At 59.9% G+C, this 13,766-nt stretch carries 15 protein-coding genes; 5 read left to right on the top strand and 10 right to left on the bottom strand.

What is annotated here, in order from left to right:
• Nucleotides 1-33: 33 nt before the first annotated feature.
• From LRP59_RS04140 to LRP59_RS04130, 3 genes are all read right to left on the bottom strand, one after another.
• Nucleotides 34-783: an ABC transporter permease gene (locus LRP59_RS04140; protein ID WP_002513143.1), complete on the bottom strand. Its 750-nt coding sequence runs from the start codon at nucleotides 781-783 to the stop codon at nucleotides 34-36.
• Complete coding sequence (locus LRP59_RS04135; protein WP_230703799.1) at nucleotides 780-1,733, bottom strand: ABC transporter ATP-binding protein; 954 nt, start codon at nucleotides 1,731-1,733, stop codon at nucleotides 780-782. The genes LRP59_RS04140 and LRP59_RS04135 overlap by 4 nt, the downstream gene beginning before the upstream one ends.
• Before the next feature lie 131 nt (nucleotides 1,734-1,864).
• On the bottom strand, nucleotides 1,865-2,881 hold the full coding sequence (locus LRP59_RS04130) for an NADP-dependent oxidoreductase (protein WP_002521185.1): 1,017 nt from the start codon (nucleotides 2,879-2,881) through the stop codon (nucleotides 1,865-1,867).
• A 117-nt stretch (nucleotides 2,882-2,998) separates the two neighbouring features.
• Between LRP59_RS04130 and LRP59_RS04125 the strand changes: the two genes are divergently transcribed.
• Nucleotides 2,999-3,514: an O-acetyl-ADP-ribose deacetylase gene (locus LRP59_RS04125; RefSeq protein ID WP_002513140.1), complete on the top strand. Its 516-nt coding sequence runs from the start codon at nucleotides 2,999-3,001 to the stop codon at nucleotides 3,512-3,514.
• A gap of 30 nt (nucleotides 3,515-3,544) precedes the next feature.
• Here the strand turns inward: LRP59_RS04125 and LRP59_RS04120 are convergent, their stop codons facing one another.
• Both LRP59_RS04120 and LRP59_RS04115 read right to left on the bottom strand, forming a co-directional pair.
• The gene (locus tag LRP59_RS04120) at nucleotides 3,545-3,907 is read right to left on the bottom strand and encodes a DUF488 domain-containing protein (protein WP_002521184.1); all 363 of its coding nucleotides are present in this window, start codon (nucleotides 3,905-3,907) and stop codon (nucleotides 3,545-3,547) included.
• Nucleotides 3,908-3,931: 24 nt separating this feature from the next.
• A complete protein-coding gene (locus tag LRP59_RS04115) occupies nucleotides 3,932-4,762 on the bottom strand; it encodes a DedA family protein (protein ID WP_049785439.1) in 831 nt (276 codons plus the stop codon).
• Between the two features lie 119 nt (nucleotides 4,763-4,881).
• On the opposite strand from LRP59_RS04115, the gene LRP59_RS04110 reads away from it, so the two are divergent.
• Genes LRP59_RS04110 through LRP59_RS04095 form a run of 4 tightly spaced genes read left to right on the top strand, consistent with a single transcriptional unit; the run spans nucleotide 4,882 to nucleotide 7,999 of the window.
• Nucleotides 4,882-5,718 (top strand): ABC transporter ATP-binding protein, encoded by an 837-nt coding sequence (locus LRP59_RS04110; protein WP_002513137.1) that lies wholly within the window; start codon nucleotides 4,882-4,884, stop codon nucleotides 5,716-5,718.
• Nucleotides 5,715-6,362 carry an ABC transporter permease gene (locus tag LRP59_RS04105; RefSeq protein ID WP_002513136.1) on the top strand — a complete coding sequence of 216 codons (648 nt, stop codon included), beginning with the start codon at nucleotides 5,715-5,717 and terminating at the stop codon, nucleotides 6,360-6,362. Before LRP59_RS04110 ends, LRP59_RS04105 begins: the two co-directional genes overlap by 4 nt.
• Nucleotides 6,359-7,054, top strand: coding sequence for an ABC transporter permease (locus tag LRP59_RS04100; protein WP_002513135.1), 696 nt, complete (start codon nucleotides 6,359-6,361; stop codon nucleotides 7,052-7,054). Before LRP59_RS04105 ends, LRP59_RS04100 begins: the two co-directional genes overlap by 4 nt.
• Before the next feature lie 9 nt (nucleotides 7,055-7,063).
• Nucleotides 7,064-7,999: an ABC transporter substrate-binding protein gene (locus LRP59_RS04095; protein WP_002521183.1), complete on the top strand. Its 936-nt coding sequence runs from the start codon at nucleotides 7,064-7,066 to the stop codon at nucleotides 7,997-7,999.
• Nucleotides 8,000-8,015: 16 nt separating this feature from the next.
• On the opposite strand, the gene LRP59_RS04090 is transcribed toward LRP59_RS04095, so the two are convergent.
• The 5 genes from LRP59_RS04090 to LRP59_RS04070 form a co-directional block, all read right to left on the bottom strand.
• The gene (locus tag LRP59_RS04090; RefSeq protein WP_002521182.1) at nucleotides 8,016-9,200 is read right to left on the bottom strand and encodes a glycine C-acetyltransferase; all 1,185 of its coding nucleotides are present in this window, start codon (nucleotides 9,198-9,200) and stop codon (nucleotides 8,016-8,018) included.
• Between the two features lie 37 nt (nucleotides 9,201-9,237).
• On the bottom strand, nucleotides 9,238-10,275 hold the full coding sequence (gene tdh / locus LRP59_RS04085; RefSeq protein WP_002513132.1) for an L-threonine 3-dehydrogenase: 1,038 nt from the start codon (nucleotides 10,273-10,275) through the stop codon (nucleotides 9,238-9,240).
• Between the two features lie 353 nt (nucleotides 10,276-10,628).
• Complete coding sequence (locus LRP59_RS04080) at nucleotides 10,629-11,519, bottom strand: carbohydrate ABC transporter permease (protein WP_014604358.1); 891 nt, start codon at nucleotides 11,517-11,519, stop codon at nucleotides 10,629-10,631.
• Complete coding sequence (locus tag LRP59_RS04075; RefSeq protein WP_002513130.1) at nucleotides 11,512-12,468, bottom strand: carbohydrate ABC transporter permease; 957 nt, start codon at nucleotides 12,466-12,468, stop codon at nucleotides 11,512-11,514. The genes LRP59_RS04080 and LRP59_RS04075 overlap by 8 nt, the downstream gene beginning before the upstream one ends.
• Complete coding sequence (locus tag LRP59_RS04070) at nucleotides 12,465-13,757, bottom strand: sugar ABC transporter substrate-binding protein (protein ID WP_148378512.1); 1,293 nt, start codon at nucleotides 13,755-13,757, stop codon at nucleotides 12,465-12,467. Before LRP59_RS04070 ends, LRP59_RS04075 begins: the two co-directional genes overlap by 4 nt.
• Nucleotides 13,758-13,766: the final 9 nt, after the last annotated feature.

Genomic DNA, 13,766 nt, shown 5'->3' with positions numbered 1-13,766 from the left:
TCCCCGATGTGGATCTCGTCTGCTCCGATCCTCTCAGCGGTTCTGACGACGTCTACCCGCCAGCACTGTCACGATCCCCATGATGATCGTCCAAGCGATGATACTGACGACAGGACGCCACACCGGCTCGTCGATCACGCCATGCATCGTCACCATCTGCTGCCCGATGAGCGGCGTCCGCGTCAGCTGACCGAGCCCATACATCGGGGTGAACCGTGACAGCTTGAGCATGAATCCATTCAGCGGGATGAACATATTGCCTAGAAAAGCCAGGGCAACGGTGCAGAAGGAGGTGATCCCAGTCGCAGCCTCGCCACGCACCAGCAGAGCGACGGCCAGACCGAACAAGGTGAAGGGCATTGAGCACACCCAGCACAACAGGAAGGACCACAACCAGCGCAACCCGTCGACGCGGGCATTGGTGATGGCACCCGTGGCGAAAACGACCGCCAGCGGAACCAAAGCCACAGTTTCGATCGCCAGCACCTTTGAAAAGACGTATTTCAACGGCGTCATCGGGGTGAGTGCCAGCTGACGACCCCATCCGCGCTGCTGTTCGAGAGCAGCGTGGGATCCCCACGTGGTGACGGCCATGACAGCCCCGTAAACAGCCATGGAGACCATGATCGTTGCCTTGACGTTCCCGTGGGCAACGGCGGCGTCGGTGTACGACTGGGTGGCTCCGAAAATGAGGTAGAAGCCGGCAGGCATAAGTACGGTGAAGATGGTGCCGCCGGTGTTGCGAAGCAACCTGCGGATGTCGAGAAACGCGTAGGTGATCATGCTGCTGCCTCCCAGTCGTCAACATCGTCACGGGAATCATTGGAGCCTGTGAGCCGGACGAAGGCGTCCTCAAGGGTCATCGTCGAGATGAGCAGCCCGTGAGCGTCGGTGTAGGTCAGAAGGTGACGTGCCAGGTCGTCAGGCTGACTAGTGTGCACGATGAGTTGCTGGCCCTGGACGGTGATGTCGTTAATCCCAGGGAAGGTGCGCAGACCCTCGGCCAGTACGGAGGGATCAGTGAGAGTCGCTCTGACAGTGGATCCGGACACCGAGGCGCGAACCTCATTGATGGGACCGTCCGCGACGAGCTGTCCACCACTGACGAGGACGACGCGACGGGCGAAGGAATCGGCCTCCTCGATGTAGTGGGTGGCGAAAATGACCGTACGTCCGGCGTCGGCCTCCTCACCCATGACCTGCCAGAAGCGGCGACGAGCTTCAACGTCCAGACCGGTTGTCGGCTCGTCGAGAATAAGCACATCGGGGTTAGGCAGCATCGCGAGGGCGAAACGAAGTCGCTGCCGCTGACCCCCCCCCCCCGAGCATTTGCCGACCTTGGTTCCGGCGAATGGGGCCAACTCCCACCTCTCGGTGAGGGGCTTGACCCTCGAGCGCTGCCCGTGTGCGGCAGCGATGGCCTTCATGGTCTCTGCGACGGTGAAGTCGGGTAGCAGTCCGCCAGTTTGAAAGACGGCGCTGATGCAACCAGTACGGGCGGCTGTTCTCGGATCGGAGCCCAGGACAGTGACCTTCCCACTGTCGGGTCTGGTCATGCCAAGGAGCATGTCGACGGTCGTGGATTTACCGGCGCCGTTGGGCCCGAGGAAGGCCACGACCTCTCCGCGGTTGATCGTCATTGACAAGTGGTCGACGGCAATGAGGCGTTCGCGGCTGCCGGCCTGGGGGAACGACTTGACGAGATCGCGTATCTCTATCGCTGGTTTGTCCATGGCTCCAGTCTCGAATCGACAAGACTGGAGCCACCATCCTTCAATGTCACAACTTGGCCATGACATTCGTCACGGTCATCAGCGTGAGCTGACAATCAGAACGTGCTAACGAGTTGGCTGGCCCCCGCAACTCACAACCGGACTAGCATCTTCCCGGTGTTGGCGCCGTCGAGCATGTCGATGAACGCTTGTGGAGCGGCGTCGAGGCCGTCACGGAAAGTTTCGTCCCAGTGGATTTCGCCGGCCGGCAGCCACTCGGCCATCCGCTGTTGGAACTCCGGACGGACCTCCTCGGCATACTTAGCGATGACGAAGCCACGTAGGGTGAGGCGTTTCCCGATGGCCAATGCGAGATTTCGGGGGGCACAAGGCGGTTCGACGGAGTTGTACTGGGATATCGCCCCACACATCGCTACCCGACCGTCGATGTTGAGATGATCAATGGCGGCCTCCAGGTGATCGCCACCGACGTTGTCGTAGTAGACGTCAATGCCGTCGGGGGCTGCCTGCCCGAGCAACTCGGTACTCGGACCGTCGTGATAATTGAAAGCGGCGTCGAAGCCGAGCTCGCGCAACCGGGCAACCTTAGCGTCAGTGCCAGCCGAACCAATGACCCGAGAGGCACCGAGCAGCCGTGCCAGCTGACCAACCATCGATCCGACGGCTCCGGCAGCTCCAGAGACGAAAACGGCGTCACCAGCCTTCATCTCGGCGGCACGGGTCAAACCAGCGTAGGCAGTGAGCCCAGTCATTCCCAACACACTCAGATATGCCGACGCAGGGGCTATGTCGGTGTCAATGATGTGTGCATCATCGGCGTTAAGGACGGCATGCTCTCTCCACCCGAGCTGGTGACTGACGTGGCTACCTTCCGGAATCTCCTCGCTGCGCGACTCGATGACGGTACCGACGGCACCCCCGTCAAGGGGCCGGTCAATGTGGAAGGGCGGCACATAGGACTTGACGTCGTTCATTCGACCACGCATGTACGGATCGACCGACATGATGTCATTGGCAACCAGGATTTGACCGTCGGATAGCTCGGGGAGGCTGATCTCCTCGATGCGAAAATTGTCCTCGGTCGGTGCGCCGTGCGGGCGCGAGGCCAGGTGGACGGCACGGGTGGTCGTGGGACGTGTGGTGCTCATGGGGGTACTCCTCTTCTCGACACCGCTACAGCATTACTTGCCAACTCTCGCGCGGGCATCGCGGTCACACCAGACGATTCCGCGGAGGGTGATCGCGAGTCATGCACAATAGGGACCATGGCTGACATCACGATCCTTCGAGCAGACATCACCACCCTCGACGTCGATGCTGTCGTCAACGCGGCAAACCGTCAGTTGGCTGGTGGCGGCGGGGTTGATGGAGCCATCCACCGGGCTGCTGGACCAGAACTGTCACAGGCATGCCGGAAGCTACGCGAAACCACCCTGACCGATGGTCTGCCCACCGGTCAGTCGGTGGTCACCACTGCCGGAAAGATGCCCGCGAAGTGGGTTATCCACACCGTCGGCCCGGTATGGGCTAAGACCATCGACAAGTCTGACCAGCTCGCCTCCTGCTACCGCACCTGCCTGCACGTAGCCGACGAGATCGGCGCGCGAACCATTGCTTTTCCGACCATCTCTGCCGGGGTCTACGGCTACCCGATGGACGAGGCGACTCGGATCGCCGTCGAGACCTGCCGACAGACCATCACCAAGGTAGAAACGATTTACCTCGTTGCGTTCAATGCCGAGGCCGAGGCCGGTTATCGAGCTGCCCTCGGGGAGGAGTGATCCGGGTATTCGGGCGAGGACGCCCGCAATTTAGTTGGCTAGCTCGGTAAGGATGCGTTCCAGCACAACAGCGTGATTGACCTCGCGATCACCGGCGCCATAAAGCAAAATCACGTCGTCGCGCCCGGCACATTCGTCCAGGAATGTCTTCGCGGCACCGGACTCGTCAAGCTCGGCTTCATAGCGGCCTGCGAACTCGTCGAAACGCTCAGGATCGTGGTTCCACCACGTACGCAGCTGGGAGGACGGGGCAAGATCGGTGCGCCGCTCGTCGAGTCGAGCGTCATCCTTCTTGACCCCTCGCGGCCACATCCGATCAACCAATACCCGGTACCCCTCGGCAGGGCCCTTCTTGAGGTCATCACGAATGTTCACTGCGCGGAAAATCGTCATGTCTTCCACTGTGTCACGCGAGGGTCAAGCCTTCTGCTTCTTTTTGACGAAGATGGGTGCCAAGATAACGATGATGAGAGCGATAGCCACCCAATTGGCAATCTTGGCGTAGTACTTGAGGGCGTCAACGATGGGATCGCCCACTCCCCAGCCCAGTCCCAGATATCCTAGGTTCCAGATAGTCGCAGCGACGAAGTCTAGAGCAATAAACCACCTCACCTTCATCCCAGATGCCCCCGTCAAGACGAACACAACCGGCATGATCGGAAGCGGGATCGGCACATAGGCGACGAGCACTCCCAGCCAGCCAAGCTTGCGAGCCCATTTCTCCGCCTGGTCATACCTGCGATGCGCCCGCTCGGATCGTCCAGCCCAGACCTCGATCATGCCTCGGCCCCACAGCTTGCCGGCCCACCAGTAGACCCAGTCGAGTTTGATCGACATAATCGAGCCCAATAACAGCCACCAAAGCCAGTACGGAACCTGCCCCACTGATACCAGCGCCCCGGTCGCAGCCGCACCGGTACGAGACCCGGTCAACCCCATGAGGATGGGCGGATCAAGACCGAGCAGCCAACCGCGCAATGGGAGCATCGCCAAAGAGAAGATGCCAAGGAAGCCGATCCACCCCATGCACCAGTAGTCGGAGCGACCCGGCTTGTGGTTCCACGGCATGCCCTCGGCCTTCCACCACTCCTCCTCTGCTGGGGACTCGGTTCCGGTGGAGGATCGCGCCAGTTCGTCTTCAGCCACAGCCAGGGAGGTGGCGGCAACGGCAAAGGAATCCTTCTCACCTGCCGCCGCAGTGCTCATCTCATTCTGCACGCCGTTGAGGATACCCAGAACCGGTGACAACCCTGCATCGGCAATATCTGCCAAGAGGGGAACACCTTACTCACAGCCCTATCCCAGCGGTAGCGTGGTATCTCGCTTCACCCAGCACACCCTAACCCCGCCGGGCGAGGAAGGACCACATGATCCGTTTCGACCACGTCAGCAAGCGTTTCGATGACGGAACAGTCGCCGTCGACAACTTCGAACTGACAGTGGAATCACACCACCTGGTGGTCCTCCTGGGGTCTTCGGGGTGTGGCAAGACGACCCTGCTGCGGATGGTCAATCGGATGGTTGATCCATCTGAAGGACGAATACTCATCGACGACACTGATGTCGCCACCGTCAATCCGGTCAAGCTGCGCCGCCAGATCGGATACGTCATGCAATCGGGCGGATTGTTCCCCCACCGCACTGTTGTTGACAACATCGCCGCTGTGCCCCTTCTCTCGGGGGTTTCGCGAACTGCTGCCCGTACCCGAGCGATGGACTTACTCGAAAGAGTCGGCCTCGATTCTTCCCTGGCGCGTCGATACCCCACCCAACTATCAGGCGGGCAGCGACAACGAGTCGGGGTGGCACGCGCCCTGGCCGCCAACCCCGACATCCTCCTCATGGACGAGCCTTTCGGTGCTGTCGACCCGGTGGTGCGGACCGAGTTACAGCAGGGTCTGCTGCACATCCAGGCGGATCTAGGGAAGACGATCGTCTTCGTCACCCATGACGTTGACGAGGCATTCCTGCTCGGCGACGAGGTGCTTGTCTTGCGACGGGAAGCCCAGGTCGCGCAACGAGGGCGACCCGACGACATCCTCCTCCATCCGATTGACGACTTCGTCTCCTCCTTTATTGGTGGCGATCGCCGGAACCTTCACATGGAGCGACATGATGATCATCCCACCATCGTTGATGCCAGTGGTCGACTCGTGGGGCGTTTCGCCAACCAACCATCGACAACCGTCCGGGAGAATTCGTGAACACCCGATGGATTAGCGAGAACTGGGATCAGATTTGGCAGCTCACAAGCCACCACGCGCTGCTAGGCGTCACTCCCGTGCTACTGAGCCTATTACTGTCGGTCCCGTTGGGATGGTGGGCGCACCGCGCGCGAACCGCCAGACGCATTCTTGTGCCAGGCGCGTCAATCCTCTACGCCCTCCCTTCTCTGCCTCTGTTCGTCGTTTTGCCGCTCATCCTCGGAACGAAGATCCTTGATCCGATCAACGTCGTCGTCGCGCTGACCCTGTACGGCATTGCCCTGCTGGTGCGCACCGCCACTGATGCCTTCGATTCGGTGGGACGATCGGTACGCCGTGATGCCGTCGCCATAGGCCACTCGGATTCTCAGGTGTTCTGGCGGGTCGCCTTGCCGCTCGCCGTTCCCGCGCTCGTTGCCGGAATGCGGGTGGTCTCGGCGTCCACCCTGTCCTTAGTCAGCGTTGGAGCCCTAGTCGGTGTGCCCTCTCTGGGCTACTTCTTCACCGATGGCTACCAGCGCTCCTTCCCCACCGAGATCTGGGTAGGAATTATCGGAACCCTGGTACTGGGGATCATCTTCGATCTCGTCATCGTCTGCGTCGGTCGCCTCCTGACTCCGTGGCAGAGGGCAGCGACGATATGAACCACATCGCAGCAGCTCTCACTTGGTTGACGACTTCCTCCCACTGGGCCGGTTCCGGATCTATCGGGGTCCGCATCGGCGAGCACCTTTGGTACACCTTGCTGGCACTCACCGTCGCCGCCATCATCGCCATTCCTGCTGGGCTAGCTATCGGTCATACCGGTCGTGGAAAGACCATCGCAGTGGCTTGTTCTGGAGCTTTGCGTGCTCTCCCCTCTCTCGGCTTGCTCACTTTGCTAGCGATCTCGACAACGATCGGAATCGAGAATCCCGTCGTACCTTCCACCATCGTGCTAGCTATCCTGGCGATTCCACCCCTGCTGGCCGGTAGCTATTCCGGCATAGACGCCATTGACGACGAGGTAGCTGACGGCGCTCGAGCCTGCGGCATGACAGAGATGCAGGTACTGGGCCGCGTCGAGTTGCCGCTAGCCACTCCCCTCCTCTTGGGCGGGTTGAGGTCGGCGGCCTTGCAGGTGATCGCGACGACGACAATATGTTCATATTTGGGCATGGGGGGTCTCGGCCGTTTCATCCTTGACGGGCTGGCGGTCTCCGACTACCCACAAATGCTCGCCGGATCCATCGTCATCATCGTGCTGGCTCTGGTTGTTGACGGGCTGCTCTGCCTCGTTACCCGCTTACTCACTGGCCCGGGTGTCAGACACGCCTTGGCCCTCACCCCGCAGTGATCCCATCGAATGGAGCACCCGATGATCACAACACCCATGACCCGCCGAACCCTGCTCGGAACAGCGTTGCTGACCGGTCTGGCAGCATGTTCCTCAAACGACCCCCTCAATTCGGATGGCTCGGGATCCGGTAGCGCAGACCTGATCGTCGGTTCGGCGAATTTTACCGAATCTGAGATCATCGCCGAGGTCTACGCTCAGAGTCTCGAGGAGGTCGGGATCACGGTCAAACGTCGCATGCAGATCGGTGCCCGAGACGTCTACGTCAAGGCCCTTCAAGACGGTTCGGTCGACCTCGTCCCGGAGTACTCAGGAAATCTGCTGCAGTTCTTCCAGGGGGCATCGTCCTCCTCCGACGAGAAGTCCGTCATGGCCGCCCTGCGCAAAGCCGTGCCCGCCGGTCTGTCGGTGGGAGAGCCCTCGGCAGCTCAGGATGCCGATTCCTGGTGCGTTACCACCGAATTTTCACAAACCCACAAGGTGACTTCCCTCACAGATCTAGCCACGTTGGATTCCCTCAAAGTGGGCGGCAACCCCGAACTCAAAGAACGACCCTACGGCCCGAAGGGGTTGACGAAGGCATACGGCGTACCATCCTCCATAGTCAAGTTCACCGCCCTATCAGATTCCTCGGGCCCGCTCACCGTTAAGGCACTGACCTCGGGGACGGTTGATCTCGTTGACCTCTACACAACGACCCCAGCGATTAAGGAACAGCACCTCGTCGTCCTCTCCGACCCCAAGCATCTCATCGTGCCGCAGAACGTCGTCCCACTTTTACGTAAGAAGGTTGACGACAAGGCACGTGCCCAACTGGCCAGGGTGTCGAAAGCGCTGACCACCGACGACCTCATCGGGATGAACCAGCGCTTTCAGGGAGACGAAAAAGCCTCCGCAACCACCATCGCCAAGGATTGGTTAGCACAAAAGGGGCTGGCCTCATGATCGGCCAGCCTATGGTTTAGCCTATTTCCGCGCGTGCCTCCTCGAAGGCCTTAATAGCCTTGTCGAGCTGTTCCCGGGTGAGCCCGGCAGACATCTGGGTACGGATGCGAGCCTTCCCCTTGGGAACCACTGGATAGCTGAAGGCACGAACATAAATGCCCTTAGCGAGCATGGCGTCGGCCATCTTCGCGGCCTTGACCGCGTCACCCACCATGACGGGCACGATCGGGTGATCTGACTCGGGGATCTCGAAACCGCGACGAGTCATCTCGGAGCGGAAGTACTCGGTATTCTCGCGCAGTTTAGCGAGCAGGTCGCCGGAGGACTTGAGCAAGTCAAGAGTAGCAAGCGATGCTCCGGCGATCGATGGGGCAAGCGAGTTAGAAAACAGGTAGGGCCGCGAATTCTGTCGCAGCATCTCGACGACCTCTCGATGGGAGCAGGTGTAGCCGCCTGAGGCACCGCCCAATGCCTTGCCAAGAGTGCCTGTAAGGACGTCAACGCGGTCGCGAACGCCCCACTGCTCGGGCGTCCCGGCGCCGTGTTCACCGACGAACCCGACAGCGTGGGAGTCGTCGACCATAACCATGGCACCGTACTTTTCGGCGAGGTCACAGATCTGCGGCAGCGGGGCAACGAACCCGTCCATCGAGAAAACGCCGTCGGTGGCGATCATGATGTGCCTGCAGCCCTTCGCAGCCTGCAGTTGGGCCTCAAGGTCGGCCATGTCCTGGTTACGGTAACGGAAGCGCTGGGCCTTGCACAACCGGACCCCATCGATGATCGAGGCATGGTTAAGCTCGTCGGAAATAATCGCGTCGTCAGGGCCGAGAAGGACCTCAAAAAGTCCGCCGTTGGCGTCAAAGCAGGACGAGTAAAGAATGGTGTCCCAGTTGTCGGGATCATCGGGGTGAAGGAACTCGGTGATGGCTCGCTCGAGCTTCTGGTGGAGGGTCTGGGTGCCACAAATAAACCGCACCGAGGCCATCCCAAAGCCCCATTCATCGAGAGCCCTCTTGGCAGCCTCAATGAGCACCGGGGAATCAGCCAAACCGAGGTAATTATTCGCGCACAGGTTAATGACCTCGCGCCCATCATCGACGGTGATCTTGCCCGACTGGGGGCTGGTCAACGGGGCTTCAGCTTTATACAGCCCCTCCTCCTTAAGGGCTACGATCTTGGCGCTGAGTTCGTCTTTCATAGGTCCGTACATAGTTGTCCTTCCTCTAAGTCGCTTATCAATCGAGGCATTCCCAGTTCATGACAACCTTGCCGCCGTGGCCCGAGCCTGCGACGTCAAAGGCTTCCCGGAATTCCATGATGGGATATCGGTCGGTGATGATTCCGGAGATGTCCAGACCGGAACGGATGAGGGAGGCCATGGTGTACCACGTTTCGAAGATCTGGCGCCCTGTCACTCCCTGAATAGTGATCATGTTAAAGATAATCTTGGAAAAGTCGAGGGTGATGTCAGTGCTCGGGGTTCCCAGCAACGCGATCCGTCCACCATGAGTCATATTGTCAATCATGGATGTTAAAGCTGCCCCCGACCCGGACATCTCCAGGCCGATGTCGAACCCCTCCTTCATGTCGAATCGGTCCCACACCGTCTCCAAACCTTCGCGGGAAACATTGACGGCGTTCTTCAGGCCCAATTGCTGAGCCAGCTCCAGCCTCTCGTCGGACAGGTCGGTAACGACGACGTTGCGCGCCCCTTGGAACTGAGCGACCAGGGCCGCCATGATGCCGATCGGCCCAGCACCTGAAACGAGGACATCCTCGGCCAGGCAGGGGAACTGCAAGGCGGTGTGTACGGCATTGCCGAACGGGTCAAAGATCGCCGCGACGTCGGGGTCAAGGTCCGGGATGTGATGTACCCAGACGTTGCCAGCCGGCATGACGAAGTACTGGCAGTAGGCACCGTCGACCGCATATCCAATACCTTGGGTGTTGCGGCACAGGTGACGTTTGCCCGCTAGGCAGGCCCGGCAGCGTCCGCAGACGTAGTGCCCCTCGCCGGAGACGAACTGTCCGACCTCCAGATCATTGACCTCCGAACCGAGTTCAACAATCTGACCGCAGAACTCGTGGCCGAGGACCAGCGGGGTGTGCACCGTCTTGGCGGCCCACCCATCCCATTTATCGATGTGAACGTCGGTGCCACAGATTCCCGTCCGCATCACCTTGACGATGACGTCATTAGGGCCAGCAACCGGGTCGGGGACCTCTACCAGCTCCAGACCCGGCTCCGGGCGGGTCTTGACCAAGGCCTTCATCGAGCCTCACTTTCCGGGGCAGCGCCCCACACTTCCTCGTGTTGACACCACTGTGCCACCACCGTGACAGCAGCACAGCGGTTATGATATCCCCCGTGAGCGTTTCCCGTAGCCGCAGACGGGGGCGCCGTTGACATGTGCCAGACATTCGACGCACGGGCACGTCCTCACGCCATTTAGTCTGCAACTCCTCCATATCTCACGTGCAGTACTTTACGAAAAGAGGTCTCGCCTAAGCACCGTCAGGACATGGCCATCCGTCGCCACATGAGCCACATCGGCTCGCTCGAACCACTTCCCCGGAAACGTCTTGGCAATGCCGGCAGAAGCTCCCGGCAACCAGCGACCCGCGCTCAACCCTTGAGCCCCGAACTAGCGAGCCCCTCGATGACCTTGCGTTGCATCGAGAAGAAGAGGAGGAAGATCGGCGCCATGGCCATCACGGAGGCCGCCATCATGAGCGCGAACTCGCTCGAGTGCTGCCCTGCAAGAGTCGCGATGCCAACACTCAACGGCATCGACTGCTCCCGCGTCGTGACAATCAATGGCCACAGCAAGTCATCCCAGGACCACAACACGGTCGTGATCATGACCGCGAACAAGCCTGGTTTGACGACGGGCACCATGACTCGCCAGAACGTCTGCCACGGATTGCAGCCATCAAGCCTTGCAGCCTCCTCCAGCTCGACCGGCAGGCTCATGAAGGACTGCCGCATAAGAAACACTCCGAAAGCCGAGAAGAAGCCAGGAAGGACGATGCCCCATGGCGTCTCCAACAATCCCAGTTCGCGAATGATCCCGTACTGGCCGATGAGATACGACTGCCCGGGCACCATGAGGATTGCAAGGACGAGCCCGAAGAGAACCGACTTGCCACCGAACTTCATTCGCGCGAAGGCATATCCCCCCATCGAGCACAGAATCAGTTGGACGACGGTTCTCAACACCGTAATAGTCACCGACACCCCAAACTGTTTGAGGAAAGGAAGACGGGTAAACACCTCGGTGTAATTGTGGAACTGCCAGCGGTCGGGAATGAACTTCGGCGGGACGGACTGGATCTCCATGTTCGTCGACAAGGACATGAGGATCTGGTACACGAATGGGAACACCATGAGCACTCCGCCGAGCAGCAGCAGGATGTGCACCCCGACGAAGCGCCGCTGCGACACGGTGTCGCCCCGCTTGGCAAGGGCCGCCACCTCTACAGCGGAGAGTTCGGGCCCCGTACTCACCTCAGACATAGTTCACCCATCTCTTCTGCCCCAGGAACTGGACGAGGGTCACGATGGCAACGAGGGCAAAGATAACGATCGCCACGGCAGCACCGAGCCCCTGGTCATGGTTGACGAAGGCTTGGCGGTAGAACAGCGACACCAACGAGCGAGTCCTCGGCTCAGCCGGGTTCCCCGTTCCGATCATCGCGTACAGCGCGTCGAACAACTGGAACCCACCGATCGTCGTCATGATCGTCAGGAAGAAGATCGACGGGGACAGCAACGGCACCGTGACCATCCGGAACTGTCGCCAGGCAGAGGCACCGTCAATGGACGCGGCCTCGTACAGCTCCCGCGGGATCGACTTCAGCCCCGCAGACAGAATGATCACGTTGAACCCGATCGACGCCCACAACCCAAACAGGGCAACAGCGAACAACGCCCATCCAGGTGACACCAGCCAGTAGGGAGGATCGGAGACCCCCACGCTCCGAAGAATCTGGTTGAGCAGACCAAACTGACCGTTGTAGACGATCTTCCACACCTGAGCGACGGCCATCGGCATGGCAAGGTATGGCATGAAGTAGAGGATCCGGTACAGTCCCTTGAACCTCAGGCCGGGCAGCTCGATCATGGCCGCTACAGCCACCGACAGTGGAATGCCGAGCAGGACGATGACCGTGTAGAGCAAGGTGTTGCCGATCGCTGACCTGAGGTCCGGGCTAGCAAACAGTTCCCGGTAGTTCTCGAATCCGACGAACTGTGGGTTCCCACCGAAAGCGTTCGTCTGCTGCAGCGACGCAACAACGTTTTCGAAAATCGGCCAGTAGTAGAACACTGCGATGCCGAGCATGAGTGGGCCGATGAACAGCGCCGGCCACGCTCCGACGCTGGTCGGGTCCTTCTTCTCGCGGTGTCCTGACCGGCTCGAGAGTGGGGCGACAGCGGTGTCGCCCCGCGTGCCGGGGTGGATCATCCCTTCTCCTTCGCCAGCGCATCATTCATGAACGTCGCGAGCTTCCTCGCCGTCTCCGGGACAGGCATCTCACCGGAGAATGCCGGGTTGACGTAGTCAGCCTCTTTATCAGCCCACACGCTGGTATTTCTGCTAACCGGGTACGTGACTGCGTACGTCGTAGCAGCATCAACGAACATCCTGCAGTTCCACTGCGGGAACGCCTTGACCCAGGGATCCTGAGTCCCGTGGAAAGCCGGGATGGCGGTACCGTTCCGAGCTTCCGTCTCCTGTGCCTGCTTGGAGCCCATGTGGGCGACGAAGGCCAGTGCGGCGGCTTGGTTGGCCGACCTGGCCGAAACCACCCATCCCAGGCCGTGAATGACAGTGGCCTTCCTGTCTTTTTTGGGCAGGACAACAACGTCATAGTCGTTCTCGTGTCCCTTGAACTCCTCAGCAAGTTCCGAGGCGGTCCAGTCACCGGACCAGTACATCGCCGATTTCCCGCTCTTGAACATCTGAGAGGGTTTGGTATCGGTGATGACCTTCGGGGACGCCACCGAACCGTCCTTGACCCAATCCGCCCAACACTGCAATCCCTCGATGCTCTTCGGATCGTCAAACCCTGACTTGTCATCCTTGATGACGAATCCACCAGCTTGGAAAATGGTGTTGTAGTACGTCCCTTGGCCATCACCGTTGATGGTCGTCGCACACCCGTAAATCCCCTTCAACTTGCCCCAGTCGGAGATCTTCTTCGCCTTGTCATGGAAGTCATCCCATGTCCAGTCAGCGGTCGGCAGTTCAACACCAGCATCCTTGAAGATTTTCTTGTTGTAAAAGACACCGATGGTGTCGAAGTCCTTGGGGACGCCGTAGTGCTTGTCGTCGTAGGTGTACAGCTTGACGAGGGCTTCGGGGTAGTCCGACCACTTGACACCGGCATCGGTGACCTTGTCGATCGGCGCCAGCATCCCGTTGCCGGCATAGAGCTGAATATTGGGACCGTTCATCCAGAAAACATCGGGCAATTCATTTCCCTGCGCCTGGGTGCGCAATTTCTTCCAGTAGTCCTCATATCCAGCCAGATTCGTGGTGACCTTGACATTCGGATATTTCTTGTTGAACGACTTGATATTCTCCTTAACGGTCCTGGTCTGGTTCTTGTCCCAGTAGGCAAGAACCAGTTCCGCTGAGGTGTCGGGGGCGATGCTGGCGGTCCCACTGCCAGCATCCTTCTTGCTCGACGAGCAACCTGCGATAGCCAGAGTGGCGAGCGCCGCACCTGCGATGAATCCTCTTCGATCCATGATCGTCCT

Origin of the sequence: Cutibacterium sp. 37298 (assembly GCF_023838685.1) — a bacterium.
Lineage (GTDB): Bacteria > Actinomycetota > Actinomycetes > Propionibacteriales > Propionibacteriaceae > Cutibacterium > Cutibacterium acnes.
The sequence above is the reverse complement of the archived record's forward strand: the minus strand, read 5'-3'. Positions and strand labels throughout refer to the sequence as shown.

Excerpts from the sequence above, each read along its gene's own strand:
- LRP59_RS04140 (WP_002513143.1), bottom strand. The coding sequence starts at position 783 with ATGATCACCTACGCGTTTCTCGACATCCGCAGGTTGCTTCGCAACACC.
- LRP59_RS04135 (WP_230703799.1), bottom strand. The coding sequence starts at position 1,733 with ATGGACAAACCAGCGATAGAGATACGCGATCTCGTCAAGTCGTTCCCC.
- LRP59_RS04130 (WP_002521185.1), bottom strand. The coding sequence starts at position 2,881 with ATGAGCACCACACGTCCCACGACCACCCGTGCCGTCCACCTGGCCTCG.
- LRP59_RS04125 (WP_002513140.1), top strand. The coding sequence starts at position 2,999 with ATGGCTGACATCACGATCCTTCGAGCAGACATCACCACCCTCGACGTC.
- LRP59_RS04120 (WP_002521184.1), bottom strand. The coding sequence starts at position 3,907 with ATGACGATTTTCCGCGCAGTGAACATTCGTGATGACCTCAAGAAGGGC.
- LRP59_RS04110 (WP_002513137.1), top strand. The coding sequence starts at position 4,882 with ATGATCCGTTTCGACCACGTCAGCAAGCGTTTCGATGACGGAACAGTC.
- LRP59_RS04100 (WP_002513135.1), top strand. The coding sequence starts at position 6,359 with ATGAACCACATCGCAGCAGCTCTCACTTGGTTGACGACTTCCTCCCAC.
- LRP59_RS04095 (WP_002521183.1), top strand. The coding sequence starts at position 7,064 with ATGGAGCACCCGATGATCACAACACCCATGACCCGCCGAACCCTGCTC.
- LRP59_RS04090 (WP_002521182.1), bottom strand. The coding sequence starts at position 9,200 with ATGAAAGACGAACTCAGCGCCAAGATCGTAGCCCTTAAGGAGGAGGGG.
- tdh (WP_002513132.1), bottom strand. The coding sequence starts at position 10,275 with ATGAAGGCCTTGGTCAAGACCCGCCCGGAGCCGGGTCTGGAGCTGGTA.
- LRP59_RS04080 (WP_014604358.1), bottom strand. The coding sequence starts at position 11,519 with ATGTCTGAGGTGAGTACGGGGCCCGAACTCTCCGCTGTAGAGGTGGCG.
- LRP59_RS04075 (WP_002513130.1), bottom strand. The coding sequence starts at position 12,468 with ATGATCCACCCCGGCACGCGGGGCGACACCGCTGTCGCCCCACTCTCG.
- LRP59_RS04070 (WP_148378512.1), bottom strand. The coding sequence starts at position 13,757 with ATGGATCGAAGAGGATTCATCGCAGGTGCGGCGCTCGCCACTCTGGCT.